Annotated in this window: 17 protein-coding genes; 5 read left to right on the top strand and 12 right to left on the bottom strand. The window is 58.3% G+C overall.

Features of this window, described 5'->3' with window-relative positions; translation table 11 throughout:
• Positions 1 to 270: 270 nt before the first annotated feature.
• Positions 271 to 924 carry a Bax inhibitor-1 family protein gene (locus tag ACH2ED_RS17895; RefSeq protein WP_395094031.1) on the top strand — a complete coding sequence of 218 codons (654 nt, stop codon included), beginning with the start codon at positions 271 to 273 and terminating at the stop codon, positions 922 to 924.
• Here ACH2ED_RS17895 and ACH2ED_RS17900 read toward each other — a convergent pair.
• The 12 genes from ACH2ED_RS17900 to ACH2ED_RS17955 form a co-directional block, all read right to left on the bottom strand.
• Positions 921 to 1,730, bottom strand: a complete 810-nt coding sequence (locus ACH2ED_RS17900; RefSeq protein ID WP_395094033.1) for a Cof-type HAD-IIB family hydrolase — start codon at positions 1,728 to 1,730, stop codon at positions 921 to 923. The genes ACH2ED_RS17895 and ACH2ED_RS17900 overlap by 4 nt on opposite strands.
• A gap of 73 nt (positions 1,731 to 1,803) precedes the next feature.
• Entirely contained in the window at positions 1,804 to 2,565 is a 762-nt protein-coding gene (locus ACH2ED_RS17905) for a DUF1559 domain-containing protein (protein WP_395094034.1), read from the bottom strand.
• Between the two features lie 174 nt (positions 2,566 to 2,739).
• Positions 2,740 to 3,165: a type II toxin-antitoxin system VapC family toxin gene (locus tag ACH2ED_RS17910; RefSeq protein WP_395094036.1), complete on the bottom strand. Its 426-nt coding sequence runs from the start codon at positions 3,163 to 3,165 to the stop codon at positions 2,740 to 2,742.
• Complete coding sequence (locus ACH2ED_RS17915; RefSeq protein WP_395094038.1) at positions 3,149 to 3,370, bottom strand: hypothetical protein; 222 nt, start codon at positions 3,368 to 3,370, stop codon at positions 3,149 to 3,151. Before ACH2ED_RS17915 ends, ACH2ED_RS17910 begins: the two co-directional genes overlap by 17 nt.
• Positions 3,371 to 3,652: 282 nt before the next feature.
• On the bottom strand, positions 3,653 to 3,868 hold the full coding sequence (locus tag ACH2ED_RS17920) for a hypothetical protein (RefSeq protein WP_395094040.1): 216 nt from the start codon (positions 3,866 to 3,868) through the stop codon (positions 3,653 to 3,655).
• Between the two features lie 59 nt (positions 3,869 to 3,927).
• A complete protein-coding gene (locus tag ACH2ED_RS17925) occupies positions 3,928 to 6,285 on the bottom strand; it encodes an acylase (protein ID WP_395094042.1) in 2,358 nt (785 codons plus the stop codon).
• A gap of 52 nt (positions 6,286 to 6,337) precedes the next feature.
• Positions 6,338 to 6,739, bottom strand: a complete 402-nt coding sequence (locus ACH2ED_RS17930; protein WP_395094043.1) for a type II toxin-antitoxin system VapC family toxin — start codon at positions 6,737 to 6,739, stop codon at positions 6,338 to 6,340.
• Positions 6,736 to 6,978, bottom strand: coding sequence for a type II toxin-antitoxin system Phd/YefM family antitoxin (locus ACH2ED_RS17935; protein WP_395094045.1), 243 nt, complete (start codon positions 6,976 to 6,978; stop codon positions 6,736 to 6,738). The genes ACH2ED_RS17930 and ACH2ED_RS17935 overlap by 4 nt, the downstream gene beginning before the upstream one ends.
• 212 nt (positions 6,979 to 7,190) lie before the next feature.
• Complete coding sequence (locus ACH2ED_RS17940) at positions 7,191 to 7,292, bottom strand: PEP-CTERM sorting domain-containing protein (RefSeq protein WP_395094046.1); 102 nt, start codon at positions 7,290 to 7,292, stop codon at positions 7,191 to 7,193.
• The gene (locus tag ACH2ED_RS17945) at positions 7,261 to 7,638 is read right to left on the bottom strand and encodes a hypothetical protein (RefSeq protein WP_395094048.1); all 378 of its coding nucleotides are present in this window, start codon (positions 7,636 to 7,638) and stop codon (positions 7,261 to 7,263) included. Before ACH2ED_RS17945 ends, ACH2ED_RS17940 begins: the two co-directional genes overlap by 32 nt.
• 219 nt (positions 7,639 to 7,857) lie before the next feature.
• Complete coding sequence (locus ACH2ED_RS17950; RefSeq protein ID WP_395094050.1) at positions 7,858 to 9,435, bottom strand: gamma-glutamyltransferase family protein; 1,578 nt, start codon at positions 9,433 to 9,435, stop codon at positions 7,858 to 7,860.
• Between the two features lie 64 nt (positions 9,436 to 9,499).
• Complete coding sequence (locus tag ACH2ED_RS17955) at positions 9,500 to 9,799, bottom strand: hypothetical protein (RefSeq protein ID WP_395094052.1); 300 nt, start codon at positions 9,797 to 9,799, stop codon at positions 9,500 to 9,502.
• 131 nt (positions 9,800 to 9,930) lie between these two features.
• Here ACH2ED_RS17955 and ACH2ED_RS17960 point away from each other — a divergent pair, with 131 nt between their 5' ends.
• The 4 genes from ACH2ED_RS17960 (at position 9,931) to infB (ending at position 14,912) form a co-directional block, all read left to right on the top strand.
• Positions 9,931 to 11,088 (top strand): alpha/beta hydrolase, encoded by a 1,158-nt coding sequence (locus tag ACH2ED_RS17960; RefSeq protein ID WP_395094054.1) that lies wholly within the window; start codon positions 9,931 to 9,933, stop codon positions 11,086 to 11,088.
• Between the two features lie 206 nt (positions 11,089 to 11,294).
• Entirely contained in the window at positions 11,295 to 12,455 is a 1,161-nt protein-coding gene (gene nusA / locus ACH2ED_RS17965; RefSeq protein WP_395094056.1) for a transcription termination factor NusA, read from the top strand.
• Positions 12,456 to 12,457: 2 nt separating this feature from the next.
• A complete protein-coding gene (gene rnpM / locus ACH2ED_RS17970) occupies positions 12,458 to 12,739 on the top strand; it encodes an RNase P modulator RnpM (protein WP_395094058.1) in 282 nt (93 codons plus the stop codon).
• A 145-nt stretch (positions 12,740 to 12,884) separates the two neighbouring features.
• A complete protein-coding gene (gene infB / locus ACH2ED_RS17975; RefSeq protein ID WP_395094059.1) occupies positions 12,885 to 14,912 on the top strand; it encodes a translation initiation factor IF-2 in 2,028 nt (675 codons plus the stop codon).
• Positions 14,913 to 15,124 lie beyond the last annotated feature (212 nt).

Below are 15,124 nucleotides of genomic sequence, written 5' to 3' on the forward strand. Positions count from 1 at the left end.
CACTATTTTATTGTTAAAGTGCGTCAACGACTGTCATTTCTTCTCGTCGTCTGCGTCGGGTTTGTCCGAAGCGCAAGGAGAATATTATCGCAGCATACACAAACTGTCAAGAACATTAAGGAATCTTTTTCGGTTTTCTTTAGCAGTGGCCTCTTCTTGGGCGTTGTCTATCACTTTTGGTTCACGCACACGAGAGCGGCGACTCGCTCCGGCTGGCGCTGGGTCGCTGGGCAGAGGAAATAATTTTGGCGTACAATACGCCGGATTACCATGAGCTACGATCAGTTTCAGATGCAACCGCCTTCTCCACAGGGAATGGGTACCCTCCTGACCCCCTTTGTCCGTGAGACCTATCGCCTCTTCCTGTTTGGGATGCTGGGGATGTCGGGCCTGGGGGTGCTCTCCTACAACCTGCTCCCACATTCTCCCCTCTTTGCGATCATTGGAGGAATTTTCTCACTGATCATGTGGATAGCGGTGTGCTTCGGCTGGCGAAAGCCTACCCGTGTCGTCCTACCCCTGTTTACCCTCGCAACGGGGATCATGATGGGCTGGCTGGGGCATCAGTACGGTCATGTCTTCCTGCCTGGTACTTTGTTGACGCTGGGGGCGTTTACGGGGCTGACACTCTATGCCCATACGACGCGCAAAGACTTCAGCTACCTGATCGGTTTTCTCTGGACGTCGTTCTGGATACTGCTCGTCGGGATCATTCTCAATATCTTCCTGCACATCCCTTTGCTCAGCCTTGGAATCGCAGCGCTGGGAGCCATTGTGATGGGGGTCTGGGTTCTTTTTGATACCAGCCGTCTGCTCCGCGACAATGGTCAGACCATGACGCCCGGTGAGGCCGCTACCGAGCTTCTGCTGGATATTGTGGGACTCTTCCGCTGGATCCTGCGCCTTCTCGATCAGTTCCGTTAAGCGAGAAACTGCGCGACGGCGGCGGCAACGGCGTTTTCTTCTAGGGCTTCGGGGCCGACTATGTCTGCGGCGGCGAGGGCCATAGGGCGAGAGTGGGGCATGGCGACTCCGAGTCCGGCCCAGCGTAGCAGCTCCGCATCGTTGTCACCGTCGCCAAAAAAGACGATCTCTTCACGCCCAATTCCCAGACGCTCGGCGACAACTTGGAGCGCGGTGGCTTTATTGACGGTTGGATCGGAGAACTCTAGGTACTCTGGGTCGGTGATGGTGATGTAGGCACGCTGTCCTAGTCGCTCGCGCCAGATTTGATCCAGCTTTGCAATCTGGGCGGCATCGGCGATCCAGAGAATCTTGAAGGGCGACTCACCCGGAAAGCGCAGGCGTGGGTCGCCGACGACTTCGTAGGTTGCTTTGGTGCGCTCCTCCAGAATCTCGAAGTGCCGTGTGCGCTCCCAGCCAACCACTCCCTGAGGGCCATCCCATATCTGCGTGATCCCCAGCGCTCGGCCCTCGTCCAGAAGCAGGCTCGCGAGCTCAAGGTCAAAGAGGACTGCCCGCCAGACTTCCCCGGTCACGTCCACTTTCACCAGCGCCCCGTTACCACTGACAATCGGCCCGTGTAGCCCGAGCTGAGTCTGAAAGCGCAGAATATTTGAGTGGGGCCGCCCCGAGGCCAGAATCACCGTGCAACCAAGAGACTGAAGCTGAGCGACAGCGGCGGCATTGGCAGGAGAGATCTCTTTATCGGGGCCGAGGAGGGTGCCATCGAGATCGAAGACAGCAAGGCTAAAGGGAAAGTCGGTCACTTTCCCATAGTACCCGCTCTGCGTTATGGACGATGTTGGACAAAAGAAAGCCATTGAGCATGTTTTATTGTTTTTACCGTTGCGTGGGATCTGCTTTTCCGCTCCAAAGACCGTTGTCGGGCACCCCATCGCGGTTGGAGTCGTCCATCTGCTTGCGCTTCATCGCCTTGGCATGGCCATCGGCGAAGGCGACAGTCACCATCTCACTATGTCGCTCCGCAGGAACCGCACGGCAGAGCCAGAGGCCGCTGCACTCACTGGTTCCTGGTGCCCCATATAAGCCGTCGCCGGGCGTTGTTGGGCGGCTTCCACGCAGGCTGGGGAGCGGTGGGTCAATCACGTAGTTGCCGGCATTGAGTACGCCCTTATCGAAGCTGCAGCCCTCGGTATCGGCCAGCGCAATGGTCTCGGCGGGGCGCTCGATATCAGCATCGGTGGCAGCAAAGGGATGGCGGTTGTTGCCAAGATACTGGTAGTTGTAGCCGTAGCTCCCGTAGAGGGCCGAGGGATTGTGGGCAAAGGGCTTGCGGTGGAGCGTATTGGGGGCTCCTGGGGCTCGAAAGAGCTGCTCGCTTTTAACATAGGGAAAGAGATAGTCGGCCCAGCGAGTGCGCGGCGACTGGCTCGATGGGGAAGAGTGGTAGGGATAGGCCTCCCAATCTTGAGCGTACATCGAGACCGCCATACCGAGCTGCTTAAGATTGGAGAGAGAGCTTGCCTGGCGTGCCTTGGCCCGCGCCTGAGCAAAGACGGGAAAGAGAATCGCGGCTAAGATAGCAATAATTGCAATAACGACGAGAAGCTCGATAAGCGTAAAGACAGAGCGCAAACGCATGACGGGAATATCCTTTTCTTGGCGATAAATACTATCGCCGACTTTTTTTGTCGCCAATAGCTTACCGTAGAGAAAAGGTACTGTCAAGAGGCTTAGAGACGTTTGCCGCGCACTTTTAAGCTCGTGAGTGTCGGGTCTGCCTTGATCTCTTTTTTGGTGAACAGGTAAACCCGGCTACGACTCTCGCAACAGAACGCGAAATCCCGCCTGCTGGAAATGGTCATCTGTAGTCAAGGCCGCCAGAATGCCCTGTTCCTGCATAACGGTGAACGATACGCAGTCGATCAGTCCCCATTCCTTATCGGGTCGGGAACAGTAAAGTTGAAAAGCACGGGCGAACAGATCTTCCGTGAGAGGCATGATTTCCACACCGGGGTCTGCTTCCAGTGCTTCCAATAGAGCGACAGCATCCGCCCGATAGCGTTGTTTTCCCAGCGCGTTGCCAATTTCGAGCAGGACGGCTCGCGTCGTGATGAGCTTTGTACCATCGTGTTCCATCTGCTCGGCAAGTTTTTCCGCCTTCGCGTGAAACTGATCACCAGGAGCAGCAAGGGCAATGGCATAGGCGGCATCCAGGAACGCCTCAGTCAGTCGGCTCATTCTCTTCTCCATACAGGTAGTGGTTCAGGTTTGCCGACCAGTCGGCGGGGCCTTCCAGCTTCAGGGAACGCGCGGTGCGCAGGAAGGAGCGCGGACGTTGTTCTTCGGCAGGTAGCGTTTCGACGGTCAAGCGTACTCGCGTATTCGCTTCTAACGGTAACGGCGTGTCGGGATGCAACACCGTGCCATCGAAAAGGGCTTCCATTGTCTGAACCATTGTTTTCCTCGCAGAAATCGGAGTGGGAGCGCGAACCGTTCGCGCTACCCTCTATTATACACTCGATTTCTATCCGCCTGCCGCGCCACTCCTTCGCGCTTCACCTCTGAACGCTTGCCGAATGATAGCAGATTCTAGGAGAGACCACCAAGTAACGGAGACTTTAACAACGTAAAAAGTAAGCGACCGCGAGCCAGCCATCACTGACTCCCACCTTCACCAAGCGAGCCGGTCGGCTGACTCGCGGTTCGTTCCAATGTATGGTTGGACTCATGTTTTGAGCTGAGACTTGCAGAACGGGCAAATCTTCGCTTGCGGCAGTATCCGCTCCGCGCACATCGGGCATGGAATGCGGTCACCGCTCTCTGTTGCTCGCCGGATGCCGTCGGACACCTGCTTCGGGCCTCGCCCGGCAATTTGATCGAATCCTTTGAGGAACAGCACCGCGATGATTACGATGGGAATGAGGACAATTAGTATTTCCATGTGGTTTTTTCCCTCTACGTACAACTAGTCTTGTAGCTCTTTCTCGCCGTCCACGATTTCTAGGGACGTTTACCGTGCACTTTCAAGACAATAAGCGCAGTATCTGCCTTAATCTCTTTTTCGGTGAAGAGAATAGGCCGCCACTGTTTCGCACCAAAGAGCGCGGTCTGGTCGGAGAAGTGGGGGGAGCGGGGGTCGCCGGACTGGGAGTAGGTGAGGACGGCGACGGCTTTGGGGCCTTGCTTGGTGAACTCCAGGGCCATCATGAAGCTGCTCCCCTGGTTGATCAGATAGCCGTCTTTGGTGAGCGAGCGACTGCCAATAACACTTGCGGGGCTGGCAAAGGGCTCCAGACTGGTGCGGTTGCTGCCAAACCCGACGACGTTGGTGAGGCCCTCCAAGGCACCGTCGCCGCCATGAATGGGGATGCGCCCCGGGCGCTTATCGCTGTACTGGAGCTTGCCCAGCGGGGTCTCCAGGGCGATTCCGGCGCTCTTGAGCACGAGCACGGCTCGCCCGAGATTTACCAGCGCCGTGTCCGTGCCATCTTTGGGAGCGGCAAGCACCGACGGGGTCGCGACGGGCTGTTTGGGGTCAAAGTCGTTTTTGAAGAGTGCCCCAGCTTTCTGGGTATCCGCCGGGCTGTAGAGCGTGATAAACTCCCGCCAGAGCACGGCTCCCACGCTCTCCGTGTTGAACTTCCCGTCCCAGGCCGCCAGAATCTGACTGGCAGGGCGCAGGTCAACCGTGTTCCCCTCGATCACGACGCTCCCCGCAGACTTGACCCGCGCGACCAGCTCAGCACGCAGTAGCTCCGCCGAGAGGCTGCGGTTATTGACTGCCGCCGCCGCCAGCGCATCCAGCGAGAACTTCTGCGTGCCCTCCAGCACTAATGCGTTCATGCGGGTTCGCAGCGAGCGCGCCGTGGCCTCATCGCCCTGGAGCGGCGAAAAGCCCGTGAGTGGCTGCTGTGGGTTGGTGAGCCAGTAGCTATCGTTGGCGTTGAAGACATAGTCGCGGCGCTCTAGCTGGGGCATCTTGGAGTACGGCAGAACGCCAGGCCGTGTCGTCGGGTCATTTTGCCACTCGTTGACCGACTTACTCCCATCGAGCAAAGCCACCCCACGCTGCCAGGCCACCTTCGCCAGAAAGTCCGAGTTTAATCGCTGGGAAAATGCCGCCGTCGCTGCCGGGCTGAGATACGGGGTCGCCGACGTGTCCGCGAACCAGGCGCGGCCATCGGCGCTGGCGGCAATGGTGTTGACCCACGGGACGGCGTTGTAGCGTGCGTGTGCCTGCTGAAACTCCGCAAGGCTCCTGGCCTGGTTCATGGCGAGGCGCTGGTCGTAGAACTGGGTGTTGTTGGCGTTGGCATCGCGCACGCAGACCCCGCGCTTGGTACTCCACTCAAAGCCCGCCACATTAACCATCGGGCCGTAGTGGCTGGCATAGAGCTCGCGCTCCACTTTCTTGAGCGAGCCGTCGGGCTGGCGAACCTCAAAAGTGAGGTGCTTGACCGTCATTTCGCGCTCTTGACCATCGTAGTAGTAGCGGGTCGGGTGGCCGGGCACGAGGTCCAGCGTGTAAAAAACAAAGCGCTTGCCCGCCGAGACCGTGTGCGTCCACGCGATTGCCTCGTTGAAGCCGATCAGGACACCCGGACTCCCCAGCAAACTCACGCCGTAGACATTGAGCTTGCCCGGAATGGTCAGGTGCTTCTCCCAGAACCGAAACGCGCCGGTCCAGGGAAAGTGCGGGTTTGCCATCAGCATCCCCCCACCCTGCGCCGAGCGCTCCGAGCCCAGCGCCCAGCCATTGCTCGCCTGCGGAAACTCCGGGATTGGAAGCCCCTCCGCCACCGGCTCTGATCCATCGGATTTAGGCGGCGTAGCCGTGGCGATCAAGTCCCCGAGATTGGGCGTGGTCGCGATCACGGACTGGTTGTAGGCGAGAATATCGAGCGGCGTGACGTCAAAGAGCCAGTCGCTACCCAGCCCCCAGTGCGCCACACTGGCCGCGCACTGAGCCGGGTTCTCCCGCCGGTACGCATTGATCCCAGCGGCGTAGCCCTCCAGCGTCTCCCGGTTCTCCTGGGAGAGCTTGGGAAAAAGCGCCTTTGCCTGCTCCACAAAGCCCAGCGCCCGGAACGTGATGTCGCTATTGAGGTGCCGATCCCCCGCGCCCGCCCCGAAGTAGCGCGTGCGCTCGCCGCGCACCTTGATAACCTGATCCAGCAGCGAGCCCAGATGGTCTTTGGCAAAAGCGTAGCCCTCGCCAAACGCGAGGCTCCCAAAGTCCTTGGCCGTGATATGCGGGATGCCGTAGCGCGTCCACCGAATCTGCGCCTCGTAGTCTTTGTCTTTGGCAGGCTGCGCTGCGTACAGTGCGGCGGGAGACACCATCGTGAATAAGATCATGCCAAATGATAGCAGATTCTACGAAAGACCAACAAGGACGGGAGGCTTCTTTCTATTTCCAGAGTATTTTCAGTCCGTCTGGAATGAATTTCTTAAACTCCGAATCTTTACTGACGATGGTGAGTTTACGACTTATCGCTTGCCAAATCAGCATTCTATCAAACGGATCAAAATGGCTATTTTCTTGGAGCTTTCCATAACTCACCGCTTCTTCTGGCAAAAGACCGATCAATTGGATTCCCATTTCCTCGGCAAGCCCAATCAAGTCAGCTACTTCTACCGTCCCAAGGTCAATTTTCTTGATCCTACTCTTAATCGAAATTTCCCATAGATTGACGGAGCTAATATAAATTTCATTCTCTGGATTCTTGATTTCAGCGATCACACGCTCTGGCAACAAGGAAGATTCACAAATTGACCAAATAAAAGTATGTGTATCAAGCAAGTATTTCATCGAAGCCCCAAGAATTCTTCTTCCGTCATCTTGAAATCATCTGCAAACGTAATTTTAACTTTTCCGTCGAGAATTCCAAGTTTGCGTTCTGCCTTTTCTTCAGAATCAATATAGGGGACAATCATGGCAATTGGTTTTTTCTTTTTCCCATAGAGTATCCCGAATGATTCTCCCTGCTTAACTTTTTCAAGAACTTCAGAGAATTGGGCTTTGATCTCACCAACGGGTAATGTTTTCATAGGGAAAATATATCGCCCAAATATTTACTTGTCAAGTTGTCACGAAAAATACACCACTGACGACAACCTGGTTTTTTCATCCCTGCTCACAGAATTAATCTAACGTTCGACCCGAGGTCAGTATCGCCACCGTGCTTGCGTCTGTGGGAGGAGCTTCCACCCCATCTCCAAGGGGGAGTGGAAGCTCCTCGGCTTCTACCAGGAAGCCTCGCCTACTTCTTTCGTCGCCTCGCCACGATGCCGCCCACGATACCGAGGGAGAGGAGCGCGAAGGTGCTGGGTTCAGGGGGCGGAGGAGGAGCTAATCGTCGCACGCCAGGCTTCTGTTTGACCGCTAGGGTTCGTGCCGCGGCCCACAATGGTCGTGCCATCCGCAGAGATTGCTAAGGCCCACGTCAGTGTCCAGCTCCCCAACCCGGTAACTCCACCTGCCACGAGAAAATCTTTCAGGTTCACCATGCCACCCGCTTGCGTCCAGCGAAATGCCTCAGTACCACTGGCGGAGTAGCTTTCCCCCACGACGACACTGCCATCAGACGAGACACCGTTGGCAGAGCTAAAGAATAGCCAGCTACCAAGGCTTCCCCCTGCCAGATCGCCCAGTCCAGTGAAGCTAAGTTGCGCGTGAGCAGTCAGAAATGTAGAGCGAGTAGTTTTCATAGATTGTAAAAACGGTTCCTTGAGCGTATTTCGATGACCCCCGATGGTCACGGTATTGGTTAATCTCAGCACCAGGTTAGTCAACACAGTACCAGAAAACTACCAGGTGTCAAGACCTTGCTGAAAGCCCAGCTGAAGCTTGCCAACCTCCTGCAATCCGCAAAGCCAGATGAACAGAGCTTCTTAATTTGACGAAGGAGTCTTAATTTGACGAAGGAGCTAGATTCCTCCCGCGTGGCCATCGCAGCGGGGGTCGGAGCCGACGGCGTAGGCGCCGCTGGGAAGCACTTTGAGAAGCTGTGCCGCCGAGCCGTGTGCCCACGGGCCAATGGGGCGTGTGTCGTGGCCGCGCTCGGTCAGTGCGGTAAAGAGGCTTGCGTCGGCGCGGTCTTCGATTTCCAGAACGCCGAGGCCCGTCTCACTCTGGCCGGTATTACCCCCATCCGAGGAGTGCTGCCAGCGCGGGCGCTCGATGGCTTCTTGCGGGTCAAGTCCTAAGTCCAACGTGTTCACCAGGAGCTGCAAGTTGGTCTGCACCTGGATATTGGCCCCCGGTGTCCCTCCCACAAGTGCCAGCGAGCCATCGGGGTGGGTGGCGATCCAGGCATTGAGCGTGTGCGCGGGGCGCTTGCCGGGCGCGAGAACGTTGGGCGAGGCGGGGTCGAGCGAGAAGCCGGTGAGGCGGTTGTTGAAGAGAATACCCGTGCCGCCTGGAATCCACGCGCTGCCAAAGTTATGGAAGACGCTCTGGATAAAGCTCACGGCGTTGCCGTGGCTATCCGCGACCAGAAAATAAGTCGTGTCCTGGCCTTCATCCCCCCCCGCCCCCGCCGGGCGGGGGAGCATTGCGGTTGCCGTCGCGCCGATCTCTGCACGACGCTTGGCTAAGTACGGCTCGCTGAGGAGTTTTGTGAGGGGAATGTCGCGCCACTCGGGGTCTGCCAAGTAGGCGAAGCGGTCCGCGAAGGCGCGTTTTTTACACTCGACGAGGATGTGCGTGCGCTGGGCCTCGGTCATGGCTACGAGATCGAAGCCCTCAGCCAGCGCCAGCTCCTGTGCTAAAATCATCCCCTGCGACGGCGGCGGCTGGCAGTGAACCGTCAGGCCACGGTAGCCCACGGAGAGGGGCGCGAGAATGCGCGTTTTATGCGCGGCCAGATCGGCCATGGTGAAGTGCCCGTCCGAGGCCGCGACGATCTTCTTTGCAATCGCACCGGAGTAAAACGCCTCGCGGCCGTGTGTGGCGAGCTCCTCCAGGCTCCAGGCAAGCTCCGGCTGGCGGATCATCTCACCAAGCGCAGGCGTTTTCGTGCCGAGCGCCTCTAAGCCAGGCACGTGCACAAACTCGGCGAACTTTTTGATGGCGCGTGGCCCGGCGGGGTAGCCGCTGAACGCGTAGTCCAGCGCGGGCACGAGAAGCTCAAGGAAAGGAAGCGCACCGTGGCGGGCGTGAAGTTCAAACCAGGCATCTACCAGACCCGGCACCGTGGCCGAGCGCGGGCCATGAATCGGGACACCATTGGGGTAGCTCGCCAGGGTCGCGGATTGGGGTGCGGCTCCCGAGGCGTTGTAGGCAAGTGTCTCGCGCCGCTTTGCGTCGTGAACAATTAAGAAAGCATCCCCACCCAGATGAGAGTTCCAGGGCTCGATCACGCACAGAACGGCTGAGGCTGCAATGGCGGCATCGGCAAATGTCCCCCCACGCCCCAGCACAGCAAGCGCCGCCGCCGTTGCCAAGGGCTGGCTCGTCGCCGCCGCCCCGTTTGCTGCTACCACTAAACCCCGTGTCGCCATCATCGCTTCCTCCAGAGCTATCTTTCGCCCTGGAGGAAGCTCTCTCCTCTACGTCGGTTGCCCGCGCCTAGTCTGTGATGACCTTTTGTAGCGCGACCGTCAGAAGGTCCCCCGAGATGGGATGGCGTTTTACCTGAGCCAACCGCGTGAGATAGCTCTCGCCTTCAAACCCGAGCTGGACGTGCTTGCCATCGCCCACTCGTGCCCGAATCGCCTTCTCAATCTCAGCGGTAGCCACATAGAGAGAAACGGGGGCCGTGTCTTTTCCTGAGAGGGAAACCGCTGTCTGACCTGATTTTCGCATGCGTGTCAGCTCGCCGTGTGATTGCTTGCCCCGAAGGGTCGCTTGAATCGTTGGGTTCTCCATGAGGAGTACCGCCTTTTCTTGCCCTCGCAGAAAACGAAGGGCAAGTGCTTGGAGCCTTAGCGAAGGCAAAGAGTTCCCGTTTTGTTTATTGGCGCAAAGGAAACTGGATTATTCCTGTCGAACCGCTACGCATGAACACTTTGCTTTTCACCCTCCCTCTGGTCGCGTCTCTCCTCCAGACCCCAGCACAGCCCCCCCTCACGCACGCGCAGCTTCGCGACGGTGCAGCGACACCCGATGCAGTGCGCCGCTGGTTTGGCGCGGCGAACTTGCTCAAGGGCGGCGTCAAGACCGACGACTGCACGGTGGCGTTTGCCATCGAGCTGGCTGATGGTGAGAAAGACCCCAAGGTGGTGAGCGAGACCAGCGCCTTCACCTTGTCGCTCAAGCGCATCGGCACGAGCAATGTCTGGGCCGCCGTGGCGACGCTTCCAGAGGGCACGGGCTTTTTGTGGCACATGGAGATGGGAGGCGAGAAGCGCGGCGGAGGGCAGCTTGAGGTCTACACCACGCCCGCCGATGCCAAGTACCACGACGGTGTCCCCAAGGGCACGGTCACGGATAAGGGCAGCTTTAAGAGCCAAGTCTTCGCGGGCACGAGCCGCCCGTGGTGGATCTATGTGCCTGCCCAATACGACCCCGCCAAGCCCGCCGCCGTGATGGTTTTCCAAGATGGCGCGGGGCCGAAGAACTACATCCCGCCCGTCTTTGACAATCTAATCGCGAGGTCAGAGATGCCGGTGACGATTGGGATTTTCATCAACCCGGGGACGTTTGAGGGAGGACGCTCCAACCGCAGCTTTGAATACGATACGCTCTCCCCAAAATACTCAGAGATGCTGCTCACCGAGATTCTCCCCGAGGTGGCGAAGACCTATAACCTCTCCACCAACCCCGCCGACCGGGCGATTGCGGGCAGCTCCAGCGGGGGCATCTGTGCGTTTACGGTGGCCTGGGAGCGCCCCGATCAGTTCTCGAAAGTGCTCTCTTGGGTCGGGAGCTTCGTGAACCTACAAGGTGGTGCCAATAAGATCAGCGGCGGTCACAACTACCCGCCTCTGGTGCGCCAGAGCAAGGGTAGCCCCAAGCCCATCCGCGTGTTTCTCCAAGATGGCGCCAATGACCTGGATAACCCGTTTGGCAACTGGCCCCTCGCCAACCAGGGCATGGCAAAATCCCTCGCCTACTCCGGCTACGACTTCAAGTTCGTCTTCGGCGAGGGCTTCCACTCCGGCAAGCACGGCCAAGCCCTACTTCCTGAGTCGCTGCGCTGGCTCTGGCGAAAGTAGCCGTCCACGTTCCTGGTTCCTGTGGGTGGCGTTTGTCCCTTTGGTGGCGTTGCGCGGGGAATCAGGAATATGATAGACTAGTCACGCAATCGTGGAGTGCGCTAGCACTCCATAACTGACATCAGGCGCAATCAGAAAGCGAGCCCAACGGCGCGCTTTTTTTATTCTGTGCCGCAAATCTACTCTGTGGAGGGAGACGACCGAAGATGAACGCGGAATTTATAGAGGCACTGCGCCAGATCGAGCGCGAGAAGGACATCCCGTTCGATACCCTCTGGCAGGCGCTAGAGGCAGCAATGTCCACGGCGTATAAAAAGACTTTGGGCGTGGACCATGATGTTAGCCTACGGCTTGAGAATGTCCCTAACAAGACCCCTATCTATTTCCGACGCCGCACGGTCGTTGAGAGTGTTGTCAGTCCTCATGCCGAGATCAGCTTAACGGAGGCGCGTGCTAGCCATAATGCCAAGGTCGAGCTAGGGATGATCGTCGAGGATCGCCTGAGCGACAAGGACATGGAGCGCATGAGCCGGATTGCCGCCCAGACCGCCAAGCAGGTGGTTGTCCAGCGTATCCGCGAGGCAGAGCGCGACAAGATCTTCAATGAGTTTGACCAGCGCCAGGGCGAGCTAATGACCGGCACGGTGTTTCGTCGTGAGGGCCGCAATGTCATCATCAATTTAGGCAAGATTGAAGCGATTCTCCCTGAGAAAGAGCAAGTCGAGAGCGAGAACTACCGCCACAACGAGCGTTTCCGCTTTTTGGTGCTGGATGTCCGTAAAGGGGCGAAAGGGCCACAGGTGATTGTCAGCCGCTCCCACCCGAGCCTGATCCGCCGCCTTTTTGAGATGGAAGTCCCCGAAATCGCGGATGGCACGGTCTCGATCAAGTCCGTGGCACGCGAGGCAGGCCAGCGCAGTAAGATCGCCGTAACCTCCAAAGAGGAGCGCGTGGATCCCGTGGGTTCCTGCGTCGGGCATCGTGGCCAGCGTGTGCAAGCCGTGGTGGACGAGCTACGCGGCGAGAAAATGGACATCGTGCGCTGGGGGCAAGATACCCGCCTGTTCATCACCGAAGCGCTCTCGCCAGCGAAAGTGGCGTCGGTGAAGGCGGATGAGGAACAAAAGTCAGCGTTTGTGGTAGTGCCGGATAACCAGCTATCTCTGGCCATTGGCAAGGCGGGCCAGAATGTTCGGCTCGCGGCACGCTTGACGGGCTGGCGCATTGATATCCGCTCGGAGTCGCAAATAGCCAAAGACCGACTCGCCCCCGCCGCCGTGGTAGCACTTCCGACAGAGGTTCCCACCGACGACGAAGGCGCGGATCTGCCGCCGATCACCCTGGCCGATTTCGACGACGAGGAGTAGGAATGTCCCCGGCAAAGCGTCAGCCGATCCGTACTTGTGTGGCCTGTCGGACGGCAGGCGGCAAGCGGGGGCTCCTGCGTCTGGTGCGGCTTCCTGAGGGGGCTGGTATCGTACTGGACCCGACGGGGAAAAAGAGCGGGCGTGGCGCGTATCTCTGCCCCACCCCGGAGTGTATCGAGCTGGCCGTAAAGCGCAAGGCACTGGAGCGCTCTCTTAAGATTTCTCTCACGGAAGAAGTTCTGGTAGCGCTTCGGGCTGCCATACCGCCTGAAAGTGCGATATGATATTCGTTTGGAACCAGTGAGGGGCCCTAGGGCCCCTTTTTGCTGTGTCACCCCGAAGAAAAAATCTATTTGTCGGAGGAACGTCCCATGAACGAATAAGGACGTGACCGCGCTCCATGCGAGCGCAAGCGGAAAGAGGTGTGCGATGCCGGTGAAAGTTTTCGAACTGGCCAAGGAATTAGGGATCTCCAACCAGGAGATCGTCAGTCGTCTGGATAAGGCCGGAGTGGGCAAGTTTGCTCCCTCGCAAGAGCTAGACGATACCACAACAATAAAAGCGCGTGAGGTTCTCGCCGTCCCTGCGGAGACAGCCACCGCAGCTTCTGGGAGCGATACCATTGTCATCCCTGTCAATGTGACCGTCAAGGAGCTGGGGGAGAAGCTCGGGGTTGGCCCCAGCGAAGTACAAAAAGTCCTGATGGGCATGGGTGTCCTCGCGGGACTGAACCAGCGGCTTGCGCCCGATGCGGTGCAAAGAATCGCAAAAAAACTCGGGAAGACCGTCGTGATTGGGGAGGCTCCCGAAGCCCCCGTGGCAACAGTAGCAGCGCCCAAAGTAGCTCCCACGGAGAAACCCAGCGCCACCTCCCGTCCGCAGTCTGCGCCCAAGTCGTTTAGCAACAAAGGCAAGCCCACCGACTCCATTTCCCGTCCCCCTGTGGTGACGATCATGGGGCACGTTGACCATGGCAAGACCAGCCTGCTGGACTTCCTGCGCAAAGCCCACGTCGTTGATGGTGAGGCAGGTGGGATCACCCAGCACATTGGTGCCTACCAGGTCGAAATTGATGGCAAGCGCATCACTTTCTTAGACACGCCTGGCCACGCCGCCTTCTCCGCCATGCGCAAGCGTGGTACATCGGTGACAGACATTGTGATTATTGTCGTTGCCGCCAACGACTCCGTCATGCCCCAGACTGAGGAGGCCATTCAGGTGGCGCTTCAGGCCAAGGTGCCCATTATTGTCGCAGTGAACAAGTGCGATCTTCCGGATGCAAATCCGGACAAGGTTCTCACGGATCTCACGCGCTACGAGCTGGTTCCGGAAGCCTTCGGAGGCACGGTTCCCACCGTCAATATCTCCGCCAAGACCGGTCAGGGAATTCCCGAGCTGCTCGAAGCGATTCTGCTTGTCACGGAGATCGAGGTAGACCCCAAGGCGGATCCCCACGCCAAGATGCAGGGCACGATTATCGAGGCCAAAGTGGATAAAGGCCGTGGGACGGTCGCCACGGTTCTCGTTCAGCAAGGAACCCTGCGCCAGGGCGATAATGTCGTGGCGGGGGGCATCTTCGGTAAAGTACGCGGAATGACCGACGAGCGTGGAACCAAGCTGGTCAAAGCGGGGCCCTCCTCGCCGGTGGAGATCATCGGCCTCGGGGGCGTGCCAGATGCAGGTGAGCGCATCGAAGTCGCCAAGGATGAGAAAGAGGCACGTGCCCTTGCTCAGCGCCGTGGAGATCGGATGCGCGAAGCGAGGTTTACGTCCAACGGCAATCTCACGCTGGAGCAGCTCTACGCACGGCTACTATCGGGCCCGATCAAGGAACTCAACCTCGTGATCAAGGCCGACGTACAGGGCAGTGTCCAGGCCATCCGCGACAGTGTCGAGCCTCTGGGTAACGACGAAGTCCGGGTACGGGTTCTCTCCGCAGGGGTCGGCCCCGTCTCCGATAGCGATGTTCTGATCGCTTCTGCCGACCACCAAGCCGACGCGAAGAACTGTATGATCGTCGGTTTCAATGTCGGGATGGCAGGTAATGCCACCAAAAAGGCGGAGGCTGAGCATGTCCAGATCAAGATCTTCTCAATCATCTACGAGCTGATTGATGCGGTCAAAGATGGCATGCTAGCGCTTCTTCCCCCGATCTACGAGGAAGCCATTATCGGCAAGGCGGAGCTACGACAGATGTTCCGTCTGCCCGGAAATCGCTCCATTGCAGGTTCCTATGTTCTTGATGGGGTGATAAAACGCAACTCCAGTGTCCGTGTCTTCCGAGGCAAGGACATGATTCACGAAGGGCCCATTGAGACGCTCAAGCGCTTCAAAGATGACCAGCGAGAAGTGGCCACGGGCTACGAGTGTGGTATCACTCTGCGTGGCTACAACGAGCTGCAAGTGGGCGATATCTTCGAGTGCTACGAGATGCGCCAGATCCAGCGCGAGCTCTAAAGCAAAAAACGCCCCCCGGAGCAAGTTGCTCCGGGGGGCGTTTTTGGTTTGTTAGCCCGCTAAGCCTACGGCAGGACGTGGGAGACTGCTGCGCCAGTACCGATGGAGCAGGTCGGGTCGGTGCCCAAAAGTCCCAGGGTGTAGGTTCCGCTCGACGGGCAGAGGGGAACGCTGCCCTTGATGTAGGTGGTCGTACCGCTACCACAGAGATT

It is taken from the genome of Armatimonas sp., assembly GCF_043757465.1.
Taxonomy (GTDB): domain Bacteria; phylum Armatimonadota; class Armatimonadia; order Armatimonadales; family Armatimonadaceae; genus Armatimonas.

Excerpts from the sequence above, each read along its gene's own strand:
- rnpM (WP_395094058.1), top strand. The coding sequence starts at position 12,458 with ATGTCCCCGGCAAAGCGTCAGCCGATCCGTACTTGTGTGGCCTGTCGG.
- ACH2ED_RS17910 (WP_395094036.1), bottom strand. The coding sequence starts at position 3,165 with ATGAGCCGACTGACTGAGGCGTTCCTGGATGCCGCCTATGCCATTGCC.
- ACH2ED_RS17930 (WP_395094043.1), bottom strand. The coding sequence starts at position 6,739 with ATGAAATACTTGCTTGATACACATACTTTTATTTGGTCAATTTGTGAA.
- ACH2ED_RS17915 (WP_395094038.1), bottom strand. The coding sequence starts at position 3,370 with ATGGAAGCCCTTTTCGATGGCACGGTGTTGCATCCCGACACGCCGTTA.
- ACH2ED_RS17960 (WP_395094054.1), top strand. The coding sequence starts at position 9,931 with ATGAACACTTTGCTTTTCACCCTCCCTCTGGTCGCGTCTCTCCTCCAG.
- ACH2ED_RS17945 (WP_395094048.1), bottom strand. The coding sequence starts at position 7,638 with ATGAAAACTACTCGCTCTACATTTCTGACTGCTCACGCGCAACTTAGC.
- ACH2ED_RS17905 (WP_395094034.1), bottom strand. The coding sequence starts at position 2,565 with ATGCGTTTGCGCTCTGTCTTTACGCTTATCGAGCTTCTCGTCGTTATT.
- ACH2ED_RS17920 (WP_395094040.1), bottom strand. The coding sequence starts at position 3,868 with ATGGAAATACTAATTGTCCTCATTCCCATCGTAATCATCGCGGTGCTG.
- ACH2ED_RS17950 (WP_395094050.1), bottom strand. The coding sequence starts at position 9,435 with ATGATGGCGACACGGGGTTTAGTGGTAGCAGCAAACGGGGCGGCGGCG.
- ACH2ED_RS17935 (WP_395094045.1), bottom strand. The coding sequence starts at position 6,978 with ATGAAAACATTACCCGTTGGTGAGATCAAAGCCCAATTCTCTGAAGTT.
- ACH2ED_RS17925 (WP_395094042.1), bottom strand. The coding sequence starts at position 6,285 with ATGATCTTATTCACGATGGTGTCTCCCGCCGCACTGTACGCAGCGCAG.
- ACH2ED_RS17895 (WP_395094031.1), top strand. The coding sequence starts at position 271 with ATGAGCTACGATCAGTTTCAGATGCAACCGCCTTCTCCACAGGGAATG.
- infB (WP_395094059.1), top strand. The coding sequence starts at position 12,885 with ATGCCGGTGAAAGTTTTCGAACTGGCCAAGGAATTAGGGATCTCCAAC.
- nusA (WP_395094056.1), top strand. The coding sequence starts at position 11,295 with ATGAACGCGGAATTTATAGAGGCACTGCGCCAGATCGAGCGCGAGAAG.
- ACH2ED_RS17955 (WP_395094052.1), bottom strand. The coding sequence starts at position 9,799 with ATGGAGAACCCAACGATTCAAGCGACCCTTCGGGGCAAGCAATCACAC.